Source organism: Azospirillum lipoferum, from assembly GCF_024170005.1.
Taxonomy (GTDB): Bacteria; Pseudomonadota; Alphaproteobacteria; order Azospirillales; family Azospirillaceae; genus Azospirillum; species Azospirillum lipoferum.
In genome coordinates this window covers 314,927-333,021 of record NZ_JALJXJ010000010.1, presented here as the reverse complement: position 1 = coordinate 333,021, position 18,095 = coordinate 314,927, and the positions used below count along the sequence as shown (strand labels likewise).

17 protein-coding genes and 1 riboswitch are annotated in these 18,095 nt (G+C 69.6%); of the genes, 8 read left to right on the top strand and 9 right to left on the bottom strand.

Annotated elements, in window-relative coordinates; genetic code table 11:
- Positions 1-6 precede the first annotated feature (6 nt).
- On the top strand, positions 7-693 hold the full coding sequence (locus tag J2848_RS23185) for a peptidoglycan-binding domain-containing protein (protein WP_149232481.1): 687 nt from the start codon (positions 7-9) through the stop codon (positions 691-693).
- A gap of 68 nt (positions 694-761) precedes the next feature.
- Here the strand turns inward: J2848_RS23185 and J2848_RS23180 are convergent, their stop codons facing one another.
- From J2848_RS23180 to J2848_RS23145, 8 genes are all read right to left on the bottom strand, one after another.
- Positions 762-2,603, bottom strand: a complete 1,842-nt coding sequence (locus J2848_RS23180; RefSeq protein WP_149232482.1) for a chloride channel protein — start codon at positions 2,601-2,603, stop codon at positions 762-764.
- Positions 2,604-2,664: 61 nt separating this feature from the next.
- Positions 2,665-4,035, bottom strand: a complete 1,371-nt coding sequence (locus J2848_RS23175; RefSeq protein WP_246193970.1) for a hypothetical protein — start codon at positions 4,033-4,035, stop codon at positions 2,665-2,667.
- Positions 4,036-4,161: 126 nt separating this feature from the next.
- Positions 4,162-4,863 carry an ABC transporter ATP-binding protein gene (locus J2848_RS23170; RefSeq protein WP_149232483.1) on the bottom strand — a complete coding sequence of 234 codons (702 nt, stop codon included), beginning with the start codon at positions 4,861-4,863 and terminating at the stop codon, positions 4,162-4,164.
- Positions 4,860-6,578, bottom strand: a complete 1,719-nt coding sequence (locus J2848_RS23165; RefSeq protein ID WP_149232484.1) for a branched-chain amino acid ABC transporter ATP-binding protein/permease — start codon at positions 6,576-6,578, stop codon at positions 4,860-4,862. The genes J2848_RS23170 and J2848_RS23165 overlap by 4 nt, the downstream gene beginning before the upstream one ends.
- Positions 6,571-7,443: a branched-chain amino acid ABC transporter permease gene (locus tag J2848_RS23160; RefSeq protein ID WP_149232485.1), complete on the bottom strand. Its 873-nt coding sequence runs from the start codon at positions 7,441-7,443 to the stop codon at positions 6,571-6,573. The genes J2848_RS23165 and J2848_RS23160 overlap by 8 nt, the downstream gene beginning before the upstream one ends.
- Positions 7,444-7,447: 4 nt before the next feature.
- On the bottom strand, positions 7,448-8,584 hold the full coding sequence (locus J2848_RS23155) for an ABC transporter substrate-binding protein (RefSeq protein WP_149232486.1): 1,137 nt from the start codon (positions 8,582-8,584) through the stop codon (positions 7,448-7,450).
- Between the two features lie 71 nt (positions 8,585-8,655).
- A riboswitch (TPP riboswitch) is annotated at positions 8,656-8,770 on the bottom strand.
- A gap of 33 nt (positions 8,771-8,803) precedes the next feature.
- Complete coding sequence (locus J2848_RS23150) at positions 8,804-9,718, bottom strand: DMT family transporter (protein ID WP_149232487.1); 915 nt, start codon at positions 9,716-9,718, stop codon at positions 8,804-8,806.
- A gap of 138 nt (positions 9,719-9,856) precedes the next feature.
- Positions 9,857-10,189 carry a (2Fe-2S) ferredoxin domain-containing protein gene (locus tag J2848_RS23145; protein WP_149232488.1) on the bottom strand — a complete coding sequence of 111 codons (333 nt, stop codon included), beginning with the start codon at positions 10,187-10,189 and terminating at the stop codon, positions 9,857-9,859.
- A gap of 185 nt (positions 10,190-10,374) precedes the next feature.
- Between J2848_RS23145 and J2848_RS23140 the strand changes: the two genes are divergently transcribed.
- The 6 genes from J2848_RS23140 to deoA are packed head-to-tail and all read left to right on the top strand — an operon-like array spanning position 10,375 to position 15,912.
- Positions 10,375-11,514: an ABC transporter permease gene (locus J2848_RS23140; RefSeq protein ID WP_149232489.1), complete on the top strand. Its 1,140-nt coding sequence runs from the start codon at positions 10,375-10,377 to the stop codon at positions 11,512-11,514.
- A 3-nt stretch (positions 11,515-11,517) separates the two neighbouring features.
- Entirely contained in the window at positions 11,518-12,492 is a 975-nt protein-coding gene (locus J2848_RS23135; RefSeq protein WP_149232490.1) for an ABC transporter permease, read from the top strand.
- Between the two features lie 4 nt (positions 12,493-12,496).
- Positions 12,497-12,916, top strand: a complete 420-nt coding sequence (gene cdd / locus J2848_RS23130) for a cytidine deaminase (RefSeq protein ID WP_149232491.1) — start codon at positions 12,497-12,499, stop codon at positions 12,914-12,916.
- 15 nt (positions 12,917-12,931) lie between these two features.
- Positions 12,932-13,765: a purine-nucleoside phosphorylase gene (locus J2848_RS23125; RefSeq protein WP_149232492.1), complete on the top strand. Its 834-nt coding sequence runs from the start codon at positions 12,932-12,934 to the stop codon at positions 13,763-13,765.
- Positions 13,762-14,589 carry a deoxyribose-phosphate aldolase gene (gene deoC / locus J2848_RS23120; protein ID WP_149232493.1) on the top strand — a complete coding sequence of 276 codons (828 nt, stop codon included), beginning with the start codon at positions 13,762-13,764 and terminating at the stop codon, positions 14,587-14,589. The genes J2848_RS23125 and deoC overlap by 4 nt, the downstream gene beginning before the upstream one ends.
- Positions 14,590-14,592: 3 nt before the next feature.
- The gene (gene deoA / locus J2848_RS23115; protein WP_149232494.1) at positions 14,593-15,912 is read left to right on the top strand and encodes a thymidine phosphorylase; all 1,320 of its coding nucleotides are present in this window, start codon (positions 14,593-14,595) and stop codon (positions 15,910-15,912) included.
- Positions 15,913-15,958: 46 nt separating this feature from the next.
- Here the strand turns inward: deoA and J2848_RS23110 are convergent, their stop codons facing one another.
- The gene (locus J2848_RS23110; RefSeq protein ID WP_149232495.1) at positions 15,959-17,152 is read right to left on the bottom strand and encodes a nicotinate phosphoribosyltransferase; all 1,194 of its coding nucleotides are present in this window, start codon (positions 17,150-17,152) and stop codon (positions 15,959-15,961) included.
- A 392-nt stretch (positions 17,153-17,544) separates the two neighbouring features.
- Here J2848_RS23110 and J2848_RS23105 point away from each other — a divergent pair, with 392 nt between their 5' ends.
- Positions 17,545-18,069 (top strand): flagellar basal body-associated FliL family protein, encoded by a 525-nt coding sequence (locus tag J2848_RS23105; RefSeq protein ID WP_246193971.1) that lies wholly within the window; start codon positions 17,545-17,547, stop codon positions 18,067-18,069.
- Positions 18,070-18,095 lie beyond the last annotated feature (26 nt).

Genomic DNA, 18,095 nt, shown 5'->3' with positions numbered 1-18,095 from the left:
GCAACCATGCGTGGGATTTCGAAGATCGTCATGACCGCCACCGCGGCCGGCGCCCTGTTCGCGCTCAGCGCCTGCGGCAGCACGGAAACCTCGCGGACGGCCACCGGCGCCGGTTCAGGTGCGGTCGCCGGCGCCGTCGTCGGCGGTCCGGTCGGCGCGGTGGTCGGCGGTGTCGGCGGCGCGGTGGCCGGCAACAGCATGGACGAAAGCCTCAGCAAGAAGACCGACCGCGTGACCGACCGCGCCACCGCCGAGGTGCGAGACGAGACCTCGGGCAGCTCCACGCGCCGGTCGTCGGCCAACCATTCCGGCAGCATGGCGTCCAACACCAGGCTGAGCCACGATCAGGTACGCGAACTCCAGCAGGCTCTCAACGATCGCAACGACGGCCGCGACATCACCGTCGACGGTGTCTGGGGCGCCAGCACCCGCAGCGCCCTGATGAAGTTCCAGCGCGACAACGGCCTGCGCGCCACCGGCCGCGCCGACCAGCAGACGATGGCCGCGCTGAACCTCAGCGGTAACGGTCAGGCGACCTCCGGCAACACCAGCGGTACCCGCACCGGCAACACCACCGGTACGGCCGGCACCACCGGCACCAGCACGGGGAACACCAGCGGCACGACCGGCAACACGATGCCGAGCGACACCACCACGCCGGGCGCCACCGGCACGACCGGCACCCAGCAGTAACCGCGACCTGAAGCGGCCACCGCAACGCCGGTTCCGGGGCTCCGGAACCGGCGTTGCCTTTTCCCAGGTCAGTCGCGGCCCCAAAGTCCGCGCTCGCCCAGATCCTCGCCACGCTGGCGTTCCAGCGCCTGGGAATAGCGGCGCAGCGCGAAGGATTCCGTCACATAGCCGATGATCCGGCGGTCGGTGGGGGAGGAAAGGACCGGCAAGGCTTCCACCTCCTCGCTGCCAAAGCGGTTGAGCACGGTGCGGGCATCGTCACCGGGCATCAGCACCGCGTCGGACTTGCAGGCGAGCGACCCAACCCGGGTCTCGGTCGCCGCAGCGTTCTGGTCGGGGTCGTGGATCAGCGACATATCGACCAGACCGGCATAACGGCCCGTCTCGTCCACCGCGAAGACCGCCTTGGTGGAGCCCAGTGGATAGAGACGGCGCAGCGCCTCCACCGTCAAGGTGGCCGGCACGGTCTTGGCATCCCGGCGCATCAGCCGGAAAGCCGTCAGTTCCGACAGCCAGCCGATGTCGTAGGCGCCGCGGATCGGCACGCCGCGCAGGTGGAAACGCCAAGTGGCGAAGGAATAGCCGAAGGCCTGCCGGACCACGGTGGTCGACAGAACGACCCCGATCAGCACGCCCGACGCCGCCCACAGATCCTGCGTCGTCTCCAGCACCAGCAGCACCATGGTCACCGGCGCGCCGACGATGCCGGCGGCGACCGACCCCATGCCGACCAGCAGCAGCAGGCCGCCGTCGATCCCCAGGCCCGGCAGGACGGTAGAGGTCACCTGTCCCAGCAGGCCGCCGAACAGCCCGCCGATGAACAGAGAGGCGCTGAACAGGCCGCCGCGGAAGCCCGAACCCAGCGACAGCGCCGACGCCAGGATCTTCGCCACCAGCGTCAGGGCCAGTGCCAGCGCGCCGCCGGCCAATTCCGGCGGCACGGCGCCCGGGCCGCTGCCCATCACCGCCGGCACCGCCAGCGCCAGTCCGCCGACCGTCAGCCCACCGATCGCCGGGCGCATCCAGCGGGGAACCGGCAGCCGGTTGAACCCGCGCTCCGCCATCGTGACCGCCTGCATGGCGAGGATGCTGAGCCAGCCGGCCAGGAAGCCGACGACACCGCAGGCGGCATAATCCCAGCCGGCGATCTCCACCGGCCGGCCGAGCGCCAGTGGCACCTCGCCGCCGGTCAACAGGGCCGACGCCGCCACTCCCAGCGCCGCCGCCGCCCCAACCGGGGCCAGCACCGCCAGCGTGTAACCGCCGAGAACCAGTTCGAAGGCATAGAAGGCCCCGGCCAGCGGCGCGTGATAGGCCGCGGCGATGGCCGCGGCCGCCCCGCAGCCGACCATGGTGCGCAGATCTGCTCGGCGCAACCGCAACCGCTGGCCCAGCGAGGACGCGAGCCCGGCGCCGGCCTGGGTATAGGCCGCCTCCATGCCGACCGACGCACCCGAGGCGTTGGACAGGGCGGTCGTCACCGTCAGCCGCAGGCTGTCGATCAGCGACATCTTGCCGCCATAGAGCGCATTCGCCTCCACCGCGTCGACAATGGCGTTGGGGCGCCAGCGCCGCACCAGCACCGACAGGATGCCCAGCAGCAGTCCGCCCACCACCGGCACGCCGAGCGTGCGCAGCAGGTCGGGCACGCCCTGCCCCAGCCGCTCGCCGTCGGGCAGATCGAAGGCCAGCGCCTGCATCAGCAGCACCGCTTCGTGCAGGAGGCCCACCGCCAGCCCGACGGCACCGCCGACCAGTGCGGCGAGCACGACCACGGCAAGCGCGCTGTTGCGCACGCTCCAACGCTCGGACAGGGTGGTGGCGGCAGACGCATCGAGTGCCGCATAGGGATCGCTTCCGGCGCGGGCGTTGTCGCCCACGCCGTCGATGGAGGCGGAATTGTCAGGCATGATCACGCTGATTGATGGCCCTTCCGTAAGGGGACAATGGGCCGGAAGGGCGTGAGTTCCGTCAGGGCTTCGACGGCTGCGGTTTCGATTGCGGCTTCACCGTCGCCGGAGGGGGTGCCGCCGGGGTGGCCGGCGGAGCGGCGGGAGCCGGTGCGGGAACCTGCGCGGCCGGTGCCGGTGCGGCCTGAGCAGGAGCAGGCTGAATGGGAGCCGGCTGGGCTGGGGACGCATCCGTGGCGACGGGTGCAGGGGCAACTCCGGCGCGGCGCAACACCTGGACGAGGTTGTCGCGCACCTTGTCGGCCAGCGCAACGTCGGGTTCGCCGGCCTCGTGGAAGATGACGGTGAACAGGCGGCGCTGGGACAGCAGGAAGTTCAGCGTGACGTGCAGCTTGCCCTGCGGCATCGCGCAATCGACCGATCCCGTACGCAGCGACACGGCACCCGCCTGTTCGGACTGGTTCAGGGTGACGGTCGGCGTGCCGTCGCAACGCTGCTTCATCGCGTCGGCAAAACTGTCGGACAGCTCGTCGATCTTGGCACCCTCGCCCACCGCGCGTTCGCGGATACCGCCGACGATGGGGCCGAAACGCCAGGCGACGTCGGCCGGCCGGCGGTCCTGCGGGACATTGTCCATCGGCACCAGTTCGGCATCATGGACGCCGGCGGCGGTCAGCAGGCTGTCCAGCCCTTCCGGCAGGCGGTTCTTCCTGTCCCTGTCCGCCGGACGGCCGGCGGCGACCTTGATCGGCGGAACGTTGCCGCCCTTGTCGACGCAGGTCCTCAGGTCGCCCAGCACCTTCTTGGTGCCGGCCAGCTTGAAGACGATGCGGTCGCTGGCCGACGACACCACCAGCTCGTTGCCGCCCATCAGGGCGTTGATCAGATCCTCGTCCTTGCCGTTGGAGACCACCAGCATGTCCGGCTGGGAGGCGACGGCGGTCCGTTCCCGCTTCAGCTTCTTGTCCACCTCGATGGTCACCGGCCATTCGCCCCCCTTGGGCAGGTCGGCGCCGGGAATGCCGATGCCGATGTTGGTCTCTCCCTTCGGGCTGCGGGCGAACATCAGCACATGGCCGGAGGTGAATTCCCCCTCCACCACGCAATAGGCGAAGCTGCCGTCCTTCTTCTTGGCGGCCCCGCCGTCCCAGCTCTCGATCAGTTCGCCCGGCCCGTCGGGCTTGGCGGGAGCGGGAGCCGAGGCGGACGGTTTGCCCGGTGCAGTGGACGGCGCAGTCCCTGGCGCAACGCCCGGCCTCGCGTCCTGCACCGTACCGCCTGGAACGACGATCTCGGCCTCCGGCTCGGGCAGGCCGTAATAGGCGGCTGGAGGAATCGTCGGCTGCACCGGCACCAGTTCGGCCATCGCCGGAGCCGACGCCACCCCCAGCAGGAGAAGCGCGGACAGCGATGCGGCGAAGCGGGCGGTCATGACGAGGTAATCCATAGATGGTTGTGGCGGCGAAGCTATCCGCGCCTGCCCCCGTCCGCAAGTCCAACCGCCCGTCCTGTTGCAGGAGGCAGACACCTGTTGCACAGGACACGCAGGGAATTTTCGCTAAACACCGAAAAAAACCTCGCGCAGGGTCTCTTCCGACAGCGACGCCACCGGCCCGTCGCCGACGACGCGGCCAACCCGCAGCAGAACGGCGCGCGGTGCGACCGTCAGTGCGCGGGCGGCACTCTGCTCGGCCAGCAACACGGCGGTGCCGGTGCCAGCGATACGGCGGACGGCGACGAACAGCTCGTCGGCCAGCCTGGGCGACAGACCAAGCGACGGTTCATCCAGCAGGAGCAGGCGCGGCCGGCCCATCAGCGCGCGCCCCAGGCTCAGCATCTGCTGCTGGCCGCCGGACAGCCGCCAGGCACTCTCCCCGCTCTTGAGCGCGAGGTCTGGAAACAGGGCGAAGATGCGCTCGACATCCTGCGCGCGCTCGCGGGCGGCGGGCAGGCCGGCGACCTCCAGATTGTCGCGCACGCTCATGCCGGGAAAGACCCGCCGCCCCTCCGGCACATAGCCGATGCCGCGCCGAACCCGCGTCTCGGTCGCGAGGCCACCGAGGTCGGCGCCGTCGAAGCGAAGCTCCCCCCATGCCGGCACCAGCCCGAGCAGAGCCTTCAGCAGCGTCGACTTCCCGGCCCCGTTAGCGCCGAGCAGCGCCACCGTCTCCCCCGCAGCGAGGCTGAGTGAGACGTCGTCGAGCGCAGTGGCGCCGCCATAGCCGGCGGTCAGGCCGCGGACGGTCAGCAGCGCGCTCATGCCGACGCCACCCGGCCAAGATAGGCGGCGGCCACCACCGGGTCATGGCGCACGCCGCCGGCCGGGCCGTCATAGATCACCCGCCCGCGGTCGAGGCACAGCACCCGGCCGGCGAGCGGCAGCAGGAAGCCCATGTCATGTTCCACCAGCAGGATCGCCATCCCCTCCCCCGCCAAGTCGCGCAGCAGGGCGGCCAGGTCCGCCTTCTCGCCGTCGGTCAGACCGGCGGCGGGTTCGTCGAGCAGCAGGACTACCGGCCGGCGGACCAGAGCACGCGCAAGTTCCACCCGGCGCCGCAACGCCGCCGGCAGCCCGTCGCAGGAGTGTGCGGCAAGTTCGCCGATGCCCAGCCGGCCGAGCGCCCAGCCGGCATGCGCCTCCGCCGTTTTGGCATCGGGATCGAAGGCAAGGCGGGCGGCGGCGACCGCCTCCAGCACTCCGGCGCCGGCGGGCAGCGCCGCCGCCTGGAAGCTGCGGGCCAGCCCGGCACGGGCCAGCCGGTCGGCGCGGGCGCCGGTGACCTCCCGTCCACCGAGTTGCACCCGCCCGGCATCCGGCCGTTCCAGCCCCGACAGCAGGTTGATGACCGTGGATTTGCCGGAGCCGTTCGGGCCGATCAGTCCGGTGATGGTGCCCGGCCGCAGGTCCAGCGACACATCATCCACCGCCAGGACGCCGCCGAAGGACTTCCGCAAGCCCTCCACCGTCATCCCGTCCGGCAGGTCGAGCGGCAGTGGTGGTTCCCTTGTCTCGACCGGGGTACGCTGCCTGCGGCCGAACAGGCAGACGGCGATGCGGTCGAGCAGACCGGTCAGCCCGTCCGGCGCCAGCACCACGGTTGCCAGCAATGCCACGCCATAGACGACGAGATAGCCACGCTCCAGGAACCGGAACCATTCCGGCAGATGCAGCAGCAGCACGGCACCCAGCACCGCACCGGCCATCCGCCCACGCCCGCCGACGATGGCAATGGTGAGGATGGAGACCATCACCGGGAACTCCAGCACCTCCGGCGAGACGACGCGCTGGGTATGCACGGCCAACGCCCCGGCGGCCCCGGCGAACAGCGCGCTGATGCCGAAGGCGGTCAGCCGCAGCCGCCCGACGTCGAGCCCCAGCGTTCCCGCCGCTAGCGGATCGTCGCGCAGCATGGTCAGCGACCGGCCGAGCCTTCCCCGCGCCAGCCGCCAGCCGATCAGCCCGCCCAGCGCCACCAGCCCCCAGACCAGCCCGGCCATCGGCAGCCCGCGTGGCACCACCCAGCCGAACAGCACCACCGCCGGCACCCCCGCCAGCCCGTTGGAACCGCCGGTCAGGTCCGGCAGGTTCACCGCCAGCAGATGGAGGACCTGCGCGATCCCCAGCGTCGCCAGGGCGAAGTAATGCGACTCCAGCCGCAGCACCGCCAGACCGACCGGCAGAGCCAACAGCAGCGGCACCAGCATCGACAGCGGGAATGTCGCCTCGAACCCAAGGCCGTAGCGGCTGCCGAGGATGCCCGTCACATAGGCACCAACGCCGCAGAAGGCGCCCTGCGCCAGCGACAGTGCCCCGCCGAGCCCGAAGACGATCTGGAAGCCGAAGGTTGCCAGCGCATAGACCCCGGCGACGGTCAGGACACGCAGGCCGTAGGGGGAAGCGAAGGCCAGCGCATAGACCAGCAGGGCCAGGGCGCCTGCTATCAAGGGGACGCGCGGCGAGGATCGCTCAGCCACGGCGGCGCACCGCTTCACCGAACAGGCCCTGCGGACGCAGCACCAGGATCGCCAGCAGCGTCAGGTACAGGGCTCCCAGCGCCACCGGGTAGGAGAGGACCGACGACACTCCCACCTCGAACAGCGCGATCAGCAGAGCGCCCACCACCGCCCCCGGCACGGAACCCCATCCCCCCACCGTCACCGCGATGTAGGCCTTCAGGATCAGGTCGCCGCCCGAGGTCGGCGTGACGAAATAGCGGTTGGCCAGCAGCAGCCCGGCCGCCCCGGCGCAGGCCGCCCCGATGGCGAAGGTCACCAGGATCATCGCGGTGACCGGCACGCCGCAGGCGCGCGCCATTTCCGGGTCCTGCGCCGTGGCGCGCAGCCGGCGGCCCAATTGCGTGCGGGCGAACACCCATTGCTGCGCCCCGATCAGCAGCCCCGCCACCGCGACGATGGCGAGCGACTGCTCGGGCACCGCCAGCCCGGCGATATGGAGAGTGTCGTCGCCGAACAGCGGCGGTGCGGCGCGCGGCTCCGGTCCGAACAGGATGGCAGCGCCGTTTTGAAGGATGATCCCGACCGCAATCGTGCTGATGAAGACCGACACAGGCGGCCGGCGGCGCAAGGGCAGATAGGCCGCCAATGCCAGCAGCAGCCCCAGCGCCGCCATCAGGACCAGCACCACCGGCAACAGCACGATGCCCGGCAGCGGGATCAGCGGCGCCAGCGCCACGGCCAGCAGCCCGCCGGCCATGACGAGATCGCCCTGGGCGAAATTCACTGCCGAGGTGGCGTTCAGCACCAGCACGAAGCCCAGCGCCACCAGGGCATAGGCCGCCCCCAGCGCCACCCCGTTGACCAGCAGTTGAAGCGCCGCCATCCGCTCACTTCGCCGCAAGCGCGGGGGCGTCGTACCGCTTCACCAGCTTCGGCGCGCGGCTGGCACCGTCATAACAGACGATGACCGCGGAATGTGCCATGTTGCCCTTGCCGTCGGACTTGTAGGTCATGGCGAGGCCCTTGAACGTCTCCGACGACAGCGCCTTGCGGATGGCGTCCGGCGTCCGGGCGCCGGCCTTCACCGCCTCCAGCACCATGGTCATGCCGTCATACTGGCCGAGGGCGAAGGCGTCCGGCTCCTTGCCGAAGGCGGCGTGGTAGGCGTCGGTGAAGGCTTTCACCTCCGGCGTGTCGCCGGAAATCGGCGAAGCCGCGGTCTCGGCACAGACGCCCTTCAGTTCCGCCGGCTCCAGCAGCGCAGCGGTGCTCGGCTGATGCATGGCGGAACCGGCGACGATGGGCAGGGTCACGCCGCTGGACGCGGCCTGCCGCAGCAGCAGCGCGGTCGGGCCGGAATGCAGGTGCAGGACCAGCACGTCGGGGTTCGCGGCCAGTGCCTTGGTCAGCACCGGCAGCAGATCCTTGGCGGCGGGGTCCACCCCCTCCTCGAACACCGGCGTGACGCCCAGCGCCTTGAAGGCGGCGTCCAGATGGGCCTTGCCGCTCTGGCCGTAGGCGGTGGTCTGGTAGATAACCGCCGGCTGCCGCTTGCCCAGTTCCTCCACCACATAGCGGGCGTGGGCGGCCTTGGTCACCGCGTCGCCGGGGAAGAAGCGGAACACCCAGGGATTGCCCTGTTCGGTGATCGACGCGGTGCCCGACACGGTGACCAGCGGCAGTTTCAGCTCCTGCGCCAGCGGCAGCATCGCCAGCATCTGGGTGCCGAGCATGCTGGCGGCGACCGCGCCGACCGTGCCGCTGCCGGCCACGCGCTCCAGCGCCGTCACCGCCGCCTCGGGCGACGTGCCGGTGTCGACGACCTCCGACGCGATGGCGACGCCGGCCGGGGTCTGCTTCAGTGCCAGCACGGCGCCATTGCGTTGGCTGGTGCCCTCCAGCGACAGGAAGCCGGTCAGCGGCACCAGCACCGGGAAGGACAGCGTGTCGTCGGCCCGCGCTGCTGGCGACAGACAGGACGATGCCGTCAGCAGGCCGATCAGAAGGGAAAGCACGCGCCGCATGACCGAAAACTCCTCAACACGCGCCGGCGGCCGGAGCGACGCGGAGGGGACGGGGCATTTGGAGCTAATCCGTCGGGTTCCGGTCGGCTCCCTTCGCCGGCATGACCCGGATCAGGTTCGATGGGTGTTGTCTCAGCCCGAACAGCTGCCGATCCGGCGTCCGTACGGGCACCCCAGCCTTGAACAGGCGGCGAGAGTGTCGCCGCCGGCCCCGTCCTGTCAAGAACCCAGCCGGCGGCGCGCCACCACGGTTTCACGATGCAGGATGTAGAGCCCGCTGCCGATGATGACCATGGCGCCGGCAATCACCGGCACGGTCGGCAGGTCGCCGAACACCAGCCAGCCGAACAGGCTGGCCCAGACCATGCCGGTATATTCGAAGGGCGCCACCACCGCCGGCGGTGCGCGGCGGAAGGCCTGGGTCAGCAGAACCTGCGCCCCGGCACCGATCGCACCGACCAGCGCCATCAACCCCAGCGCGAAAGCGGTCGGCGCCGTCCAGATCGGCGCCGCCAGCGCACCGCTCACCACCGTCGTCGTCAGCAGCAGATAGAGCACGATGGAGGCACTGGTCTCCGTCCGCGACAGGCCGCGCACGGCGAGGGCGGCCAAGGCATAGAACAGGGCGGCGCAGAGTCCGACCAGCACCGGCACCAGAGGGGCCCCGGCCGACGGCTGCGCCATCACCACGACGCCGCCGAACCCGACCACCACGGCGGCCCAGCGACGCCAGCCCACCGGCTCCCCCAGCAGCGGGGCAGACAGGGCGGTGATAAACAGCGGCCCGGCGAAGCTCAACACATAGACGTCGGCCAGCGGCAGTTCGCGGAACGCATAGAAGAAGCATCCCATCGAGATCAGCCCGGCAAAAGCCCGCCAGACATGCCCCCACGGCCGTTGCGTCCGCATCGCCGCGATCCCGCCGCCACGCACCAGGGTGTAACCGCCCACCAGCAGGAAGGCGACCAGCGAGCGCACGAACATCAGTTGTGGTACCGGGTAATCGGCGGTCAGGAACTTGATGAGCGTGTCCATCGCCGCGAACAGCAGGATCGCGCCCAGGAAACAGCCGACGGCATAGGGAACCGAATCGGCCTCGGCAGGCAGCAGGTCGGCGGCTTCGGCGTCTGTCATGGGAGTCTGTTCGGAGCGGCAATGGCGGAGGTTGCCCACATTATGGGCAAACGCCCCCGCGTCCCAATGCCGCAACCGCAGGTCTGGTAGGCGCAGCGTCTGCTAAGCGTCGGCTGACGATCGCCCCCTCCCCTCACCTCATCTTGTCAGCACCATCACCAGCCGCTCGACCGGTGCATCGTCGACCAAATGCGAGTCGACAATCTCGTCGATATCCTCCGGCGTTTCCGGGCGGTACCAGATGCCTTCGGGATACACCACCATCAGCGGCCCGGCGGAGCAAAAGCCGAGGCACCCCGTCATCGCCATGCCGACGTCCGCCAGCCCCTTGGCCTGGATTTTCTGGTCCAGCCGCTGCCACAGCGGATGCGCACCCTTGGCGGCGCAGCTGCCGCGGGGGTGGCCGGGCGGGCGCTGCTGGGCGCAGCAGAAGACGTGGTGGCGGAAGGTCTGCGGAATGTCGAGCGGCATCGGGCATGCTCCATAGCCATAAAAAATATGTGGGTAAGAAGCATGCCAGATTGCTGCGCTGCGGCAAGACTTTTGTGACGCTTCCAAGTCCCGATGCCCGTTGGCTTTCCAACATCACGAAACGCTTGGTCGGCAGAGCATTGGCGGTTAAGAATCCCCGGCAAGGGGCAATCCAGGAGACGCCGGTGCTGCTGAGCGGGTCGGGGAAGGGTCAGCCGGGCGCCGTGCCGGGCTGGGTCGGGTATGCGCTGCTGCCGGTTCTCAACCTCGTCGCGGCCTTCGTGCTGTCGGGGCTGGTGATCCTGGTGATCGGCGAGAACCCGGTGGACGTGCTGTCGCTGCTGCTGTCGGAGGCGCTGGGCTATCCCGAGGCCATCGGCTACACCCTCTATTACACCACCGACTACATCTTCACCGGGCTGGCGGTCGCCATCGCCTTCCATTGCGGGCTGTTCAACATCGGCGGCGAGGGACAGGCCTATCTGGGCGGGCTCGGCGCCGGGCTGGTGGCGCTGGCGCTGACCGGCTGGCCCTGGCCGGTGGTGGCGCTGCTGGCGGTGCTGGCGTCGGCGCTGTTCGGTGCCGCCTGGGCCTTCATCCCGGCCTGGCTGCAGGCCAAGCGCGGCAGCCACATCGTCATCACGACGATCATGTTCAACTTCATCGCCGCGTCGATCATGACCTGGCTGCTGGTGGACGTGCTGATCCGCCCCGGCAGCCAGTCGCCGGAAACGCGCGAGTTCGATCCCGGCGTCTGGCTGCCGTCGATGGACCGGGCGCTCGGCTGGTTCGGCATCGCGATCCCTGCCTCGCCGCTGAACCTGTCCTTCCTGTGGGCACTGGCCTGCAGCCTGCTGTTCCACATCTTCCTGCGCCGGACCCGCTGGGGTTACGAGCTGCGGACCGTCGGCCGGAACGAGCGGGCGGCGGTCTATGCCGGCATTTCCCCCGCACGCAACATCGTCATCGCCATGCTGATCTCCGGCGCGCTGGCCGGCTTCGTCGGGGTGAACGAGATCCTGGGCGTGCAGCACCGGGTGATCCTGAATTTCACCGGCGGCGTCGGCTTCGTCGGCATCGCCGTGGCGCTGATGGGGCGCAACCACCCGGTCGGGATCATTCTGGCGGCTCTGCTGTTCGGGGTTCTAGCGCAGGGCGGCGGTCAGCTGTCCTTCGAGTACCCCACGATCAACCGCGAGTTGGTGATGGTCATCCAGGGTCTGGTCATCCTGTTCGCCGGTGCGATGGAGAACCTGTTCAAGCCGCAGGTGGAGGCGCTGTTCCGCCGCCGCGGCGCAGCCGCAACCGAGACGGGAAGGGGCTGAGCGATGGAAGACGCGCTTCTTCTGGCCTTGCAGCTGCTGGGCGCCACCATCCGGGTGGCGACACCGCTGGTGCTGGCCGCCTTCGCCGGCATGTATTGCGAGCGGGCCGGCGTGGTCGACATCGGACTGGAAGGCAAGATGCTGGCCGGCGCCTTCTTTTCCGCCGCCGTCGCGTCCGCCACGCTGAACCCGTGGCTGGGGCTGTTGGCCGGCATCGCCGCGGGCGTGGCGCTGGCGATGGTCCATGGCTTCGCCTGCATCACCCACAACGGCAATCAGGTGGTGTCGGGCATGGCGATCAACATCCTGGTCGCCGGGCTGGCGCCGACGCTGGCCTATGCCTGGTTCCAGCAGGGCGGCCAGACCCCGCTTCTGCCCAACCAGGCGCGCATCCCCGCGGTGGAACTGCCGGGGGTGGAGGCCCTGTCCGGCATCCCGGTCCTGGGGCCGGTCTACCGCGAGCTGTTCAACGGCAACAACATCCTGATCTGGGTGACGCTGGTCCTGGTAATCGCCACCCACTGGGTGCTCTACCGCACCCGCTTCGGGCTGCGGCTGCGGGCGGTGGGCGAGAATCCGGCGGCGGTCGACACCGCCGGCCTGTCGGTGGCGAAGCTGCGCTATCAGGCGCTGCTGGTCACCGGCGTGCTGACGGGGATGGCAGGCTCCTATCTGTCCACCGGCCATGGCGCCGGCTTCGTCCGCGACATGACGGCCGGCAAAGGCTATCTGGCGCTGGCGGCGCTGATCTTCGGCAAATGGCGGCCGGGGCCGACCCTGTTCGCCTGCCTGCTGTTCGCCTTCACCGATGCGGTGCAGGTGCGCCTCCAGGGCGTCGTCCTGCCGGGCATCGGCGTCATCCCGGTGCAGTTCATCCAGATGCTGCCCTATGTGCTGACCGTCCTGCTGCTGGCCGGCTTCGTCGGCAAGGCCATCGCCCCGAAGGCGAGCGGCATCCCCTACGTCAAGGAGCGCTGAGCCGATGGCCGACACCGCAGAGCTGCCCCAGCTGATCGAAGCCGCCCGCGCCGCGCGCGAGAATGCCCACGCCCCCTATTCCAAATTCAAGGTGGGTGCCGCCATCCTCGGTGAGTCGGGCCGCATCTTCGCCGGCTGCAATGTGGAGAACGCGGCGTATCCGCAGGGGCAATGCGCGGAATCGAGCGCCATCGGCGCCATGGTCACCGCCGGCGACCGCCGCATCCGCGCCATCGTCGTGATGGGCGGCGAGGTGGGGGCCGAGGAGATCTGCACCCCCTGCGGCGGCTGTCGCCAGCGCATCCGCGAATTCGCGACGCCGGAGACGCCGATCCACATCTGCGACCCGGCCGGACTGCGGCGCAGCTTTGCACTGGAAACCCTGTTGCCCGAATCCTTCGGCCCCACCAATTTAGCCTTCTGAGCGGAGTTTCCCGACATGACCGCAGCCCGCGCCGCCGCGGACATCCTTCACCATGCCCCCGGCCATCGGCCGCGGGTCGGCATCGTGCTGGGCTCCGGCCTGGGCGGCATCGCCGACCGCATCGCCGACGCGGTCGCCATCCCCTACACCGAAATCGCCGGTTTCCCGATCCCCAGCGTGTCCGGCCATGCCGGGCGGCTCGTCGTGGGACAGCTCGGCGGCGTCGAGGTCGCCTGCATGCAGGGCCGCGTCCATGCCTATGAGGGCAACGGCTTCGACGCGCTGAAGACCGCGGTGCGGGCGCTGAAGCTGGCCGGCTGCGACACGCTGGTGCTGACCGCCGCCGTCGGCTCGCTCCGGCTGGAGGTCGGACCCGGCCGGCTGATGGCGATCAGCGACCATCTGAACCTGCTGGGCAGCAACCCGCTGACCGGCCCGAACGACGAGGCCTTCGGCGAGCGCTTCCCCAGCATGACCGACGCCTGGAATCCGGAGCTGCGCAGCCTGCTGAGGGAGGTGGCGACCGGACTGTCCATCGATCTGGCGGAGGGCGTCTATGCCGCCTATCCCGGCCCGTCCTTCGAGACGCCGGCCGAGGTGCGGATGATGAAGCTGCTGGGCGCCGACGCGGTCGGCATGTCCACCGTTCCCGAATGCATCATCGCACGCCATTGCGGTCTGCGGGTCGTCGGCTGCGCCGTCGTCACCAACCTGGGCGTCGGGCTCGGCGACGGGCCGGTCGACCATCACCAGACCCTGACCGCCGCCTCGGCGGCAGCCGCCGACCTGGAGCGTCTGCTGGTCGGCTTCCTCGAACGCCTGCATGAGAAGGACGGGTCCCGGTCATGAAACTGTCTGCCGACCTGCAAAGCGCGCTCGACGCCAGCGCCAACGCCCCGTCCGACGCCGATCTGGCGCGCCGGGCCGTGGGCATGCTCGACCTCACCAGCCTGAACGGCGACGACAGCGACCGGGTGGTGCAGGACCTCTGTGCCCGCGCCGTCACCCCCGCCGGGCCGGTCGCCGCGGTCTGCGTCTGGGCGCGCTTCGTCCCCACCGCGCGCAAGGCGCTGGACGGCACGCCGGTGAAGATCGCCACCGTGGTCAATTTCCCGACCGGCGAGGCGGACGCCTCCTCAGTGGCGGCGGAGACCCGGCGCGCCATCGCCGACGGGGCGGACGAGATCGACGTGGTGCTGCCCTACAAGGCTTTCATCGACGGCGCCCGCACCCAGCCGATTAATGTGCTGAAGGCCTGCCGCGAGGCCTGCGGCGACAAGGCGCTGATGAAAGTGATCCTGGAATCCGGCGCCTTCCCCGATGCCGACCTGCTGGCCTGGGCGTCGCGCGACGCCATCGCCGCCGGCGCCGACTTCCTGAAGACCTCCACCGGCAAGACCCAGCCGGCCGCAACCCTGCCGGCGGCGGCGGTGATGCTCGACAGCATCTATGAATCGGGCAAACCAGTCGGCTTCAAGGCATCGGGCGGCATCCGCGACGCGGCGGAGGCGGCGCGTTATCTGGCGCTGGCCGACGGCATCCTGGGCGATGGCTGGGCGACGCCGAACACCTTCCGCTTCGGCGCCTCCAGCCTGCTCGACTCGCTGCTGTCGGCCGCTGGCCATGGTGAACGGGAAGGCGAACGCGAACCGGCTCCGGCGGGAGGCTACTGAGGCATGCTTCCGCAGGAAATCGTCCGTGCCAAGCGCGACGGCCAGCCACTCGACGCCGCCACCATCCAGGACTTCGTCCGCGGCATTACCGACGGCCGCGTGTCGGAATCCCAGGCCTCGGCCTTCGCCATGGCCGTCTTCTTCCGTGGCATGAGCCTGGACGAACGGGTGGCGCTGACCCGCGCCATGCGCGATTCGGGAACAGTGATGGAGTGGAGGTCTCTGGATCTGCCCGGTCCAGTGATCGACAAGCATTCCACCGGCGGCGTCGGCGACAAGGTCAGCCTGATCCTGGCGCCGATGCTGGCCGCCTGCGGCGGCTTCGTGCCGATGGTGTCCGGGCGCGGCCTCGGCCACACCGGCGGCACGCTCGACAAGTTCGAGAGCATCCCCGGCTATCGCGCCAAGCCCGACAACGAGCTGCTGCGCCGGGTGGTGAAGCAGGTCGGCTGCGCCGTGATCGGCGCCACCGACGACATCGCCCCGGCCGACAAGCGGCTCTACGCCATCCGCGACGTGACGGCGACGGTGGAGTCGCTCGACCTCATCACCGCCTCGATCCTGTCGAAGAAGCTGGCCGCCGGGCTGGACGCGCTGGTGATGGACGTGAAGTTCGGCAGCGGCGCCTTCATGCAGCGGTTCGAGGATGCCGAGGCGCTGGCCGACAGCATCGTCACCGTATCGAAGGGCGCCGGCCTGCCGGCGGTGGCGCTGCTGACCGACATGAACGAGGTGCTGGGCCGCAGCGCCGGCAACGCGCTGGAGATGCGCGAATGCCTCGCCATCCTGCGCGGCGAACCATCGGAACCGAGGCTCTACGAGGTGACGGCGGCGCTGGCGGCGGAACTGCTGGCGCTGGCCGGACTGGCACCGGACGCCGCGGCGGGCCGCGCCATGGCCGACCGTTCCATCGCCAGCGGTGCTGCGGCTGAGCGCTTCGCCCGCATGGTGGAAGCGCTGGGCGGACCGGCCGACCTGCTGGAGCAGCCGGACCGTTATCTGGAGAGAGCGCCCATCGTCCGCCCGGTCTTCGCCGAGCAACCCGGCTTCGTCGGCGCCATCGACACCCGCGGGGTCGGCATGGCGGTGGTGGCGCTGGGCGGCGGCCGCACCAAGACGACCGACGCCATCGACTTCGCCGTCGGCTTCGACGAGGTGGCCGGGCTGGGCGATGCGGTCGGACCGGGCGAACACCCACTGGCGATCCTGCATGCCCGCACCGAGGCGCAGGCCGACGAGGCGGAGCGCCGCCTGCGCGCATCGGTCATGGTGATCGACACGGCGCCGGCACGCGGGCCGCTGATCGCAAAGCGTTTGGAGTGAGGGGCAACGCCCTCTCCCGGGACGGGAGAGGGCGGATTCTTCGCGACTATCGCCGGAACAGGAACTCGCGACCGACCTTCACACGGCGTTCACCATCATACTCGATGATATCAGCAGTCGCGTAGGTCTCGGTCCAGCGCTCAGGCAGGTAGCTGCCGGTGCCGATGATGTCCACCGGGGCGTTGGCTTCTGCCATCAGGCGGCACTTGGCCGGACCGAAGCCGCTGCTGGCGACGATCTTCACCGCCGGGAAGCCGGCCTCGTCCAGCCGTTCGCGCACGTAATGGATCGCCGCGGCCGACACGCCGGTGCCGATCAGGTAGCGCAGTTGCGTCTCGTCGCGGTAGCCGCGGATGGCGTGCGGCGCATGGCGTTCCAGCACGGCATAGGAGCCGGGCGGATCCAGCCCCTCGACAAAGCGGCCGCCGGGGGTGTCGAGCCGCAGCGACAGCTTGCCCTGGGCGGCAAGCTGCGGGAAGCGGCGGCAGACCTCCAGCCCGTCGGTGATCTCGCGGCCGAAGTAATCGACCAGGACGGTCAGCGGCAGGTCGGAAAAGGTCTCGTGGAACATCTCCGCCGCGCGCACGGTCGATCCGGCATAGCCGATCAGGGCGTGCGGCATGGTGCCCATGCCCCGCTCCTGCCCGAAATAGGGGGCGGTGGCGTCGGTGGCATTGCCGACAAACCCCTTGGCGCCGACCTTGCGCTTGGCCCGGTCGGACCCGACGGAGGCGGCATAGGCCATCATCTCCGCCATTTCCGTCCCGGCGCAATGGCGGGCGTCCATGGCGAGGAAGGCAACCTTCGGCAGGTCGGCGCACATGGTGAAGGCGTTGTAGGCCGCGACGCTGGCAGGACCCAGCTTCTGCAGCAGGATCGTCTCGCAATCGACCAGATGGTAGAAGGAGCCGGTGATGTACATGATCGGCTCGCCGGCGCCGACCCATTTGCCTTCGGGATAGTTCAGTTCGATCTGGAAACTGGTGTTGCGCTCGCGCGCCACCGCCTCCAGCCATTCCACCGCCAGGCGCGGGGCACAGACCACCGGGCGCCGCATGAAAATGGCGTAGGTGACGGTCTTGTCGCCGAATTTGCCCACCGCTTCCTTGGTGCGTCGGAAATAGGTGTCCGTCCAGTCGGGAACGGTGGCGGAGGACGGGTGGAGGGCCGTCGGTCCGTTTCCAGCCGTTCGGATGCCCGCTGCCCGGCTGCCGGCCGGCCGGTTGTCGCTGTCGCTCATACCCGTCACCCTCGCCTTCCGCCCCTGTCTGCGCCTGTGTCCGCGCATGACCCTGCAGTGCTTCGTTGTCGATGCCGGGCCGACGAACGGAGCCGCCAGCCGGTTGTGTTGGAATTCCAGCATTATACGCCCCGGGCAGGCGGGGGAAGAGGCTTCCCGCCCGGCCCACCCGTAGCGGATGGCTGCGTTGCATTTTTCGGCGGGGAACGGGACGGTGGCAGCCGGAGCATAGATCAAATGCTGGTGAAAAATACTTCACAGTCCCAAAATCGAATGCTGGCCATCCGCGAACAATCAAAACAAAACCAGATAAAATACCTTTATTTGACCTACCCCTTCCGCGCTTTTAGAGTTTGCGCACCGGTTCATCGGCAGCAACCAAGAAGGGCGGAATGACCAAGGCAGCGATGTCCGCTCAATCCCAGTTTGCCGAATCCCGGTTCGCCGAACCCGTACGGGAAACCCTGCCTTCCTTCGAGGGAACCGGGAACCGCATGATCCTGGCTCTGCTGGGGCTGATGCTGGCCTTCGCCGGTGCCGGGGCCGGTGGTGCGCTGTTGCTTCGTCCGGCCCCCGCCCAGGGTGCCCATCCTCCCGCCCGGATCGAGGCCGCTCCGGCCGTCTATGCCACCCTGCCCACCCTGACCGTCACGCTGAACGATGGCCGCCGCTTGCAGGAACTGCGGCTGCGCGCCGTTCTGGAGTTCGACCCGTCCACGCCGATGGAAACGGTCACGCCGCACCTGCCGCGCATCGCCGACGCCATGAGCCGGCGCCTGCTGGAGGTCGATCCGGCCGAATTGCGCGGCGCCGACGGGCAGGTCTATGTGAAGGACGCGCTGCGCTACGTCGCCAACAAGACCATGCGGCCGCTGAAGCTTCGACAAGTGCTGATCCAGGACATGCTGCTGCGCTGACGGCGCGCTTCCCAACGAGCCTTGCC

Excerpts from the sequence above, each read along its gene's own strand:
- deoC (WP_149232493.1), top strand. The coding sequence starts at position 13,762 with ATGAAACTGTCTGCCGACCTGCAAAGCGCGCTCGACGCCAGCGCCAAC.
- J2848_RS23110 (WP_149232495.1), bottom strand. The coding sequence starts at position 17,152 with ATGAGCGACAGCGACAACCGGCCGGCCGGCAGCCGGGCAGCGGGCATC.
- J2848_RS23185 (WP_149232481.1), top strand. The coding sequence starts at position 7 with ATGCGTGGGATTTCGAAGATCGTCATGACCGCCACCGCGGCCGGCGCC.
- J2848_RS23175 (WP_246193970.1), bottom strand. The coding sequence starts at position 4,035 with ATGACCGCCCGCTTCGCCGCATCGCTGTCCGCGCTTCTCCTGCTGGGG.
- J2848_RS23170 (WP_149232483.1), bottom strand. The coding sequence starts at position 4,863 with ATGAGCGCGCTGCTGACCGTCCGCGGCCTGACCGCCGGCTATGGCGGC.
- J2848_RS23150 (WP_149232487.1), bottom strand. The coding sequence starts at position 9,718 with ATGACAGACGCCGAAGCCGCCGACCTGCTGCCTGCCGAGGCCGATTCG.
- J2848_RS23180 (WP_149232482.1), bottom strand. The coding sequence starts at position 2,603 with ATGCCTGACAATTCCGCCTCCATCGACGGCGTGGGCGACAACGCCCGC.
- J2848_RS23105 (WP_246193971.1), top strand. The coding sequence starts at position 17,545 with ATGACCAAGGCAGCGATGTCCGCTCAATCCCAGTTTGCCGAATCCCGG.
- J2848_RS23135 (WP_149232490.1), top strand. The coding sequence starts at position 11,518 with ATGGAAGACGCGCTTCTTCTGGCCTTGCAGCTGCTGGGCGCCACCATC.
- J2848_RS23145 (WP_149232488.1), bottom strand. The coding sequence starts at position 10,189 with ATGCCGCTCGACATTCCGCAGACCTTCCGCCACCACGTCTTCTGCTGC.
- J2848_RS23125 (WP_149232492.1), top strand. The coding sequence starts at position 12,932 with ATGACCGCAGCCCGCGCCGCCGCGGACATCCTTCACCATGCCCCCGGC.
- deoA (WP_149232494.1), top strand. The coding sequence starts at position 14,593 with ATGCTTCCGCAGGAAATCGTCCGTGCCAAGCGCGACGGCCAGCCACTC.
- J2848_RS23160 (WP_149232485.1), bottom strand. The coding sequence starts at position 7,443 with ATGGCGGCGCTTCAACTGCTGGTCAACGGGGTGGCGCTGGGGGCGGCC.
- J2848_RS23155 (WP_149232486.1), bottom strand. The coding sequence starts at position 8,584 with ATGCGGCGCGTGCTTTCCCTTCTGATCGGCCTGCTGACGGCATCGTCC.
- cdd (WP_149232491.1), top strand. The coding sequence starts at position 12,497 with ATGGCCGACACCGCAGAGCTGCCCCAGCTGATCGAAGCCGCCCGCGCC.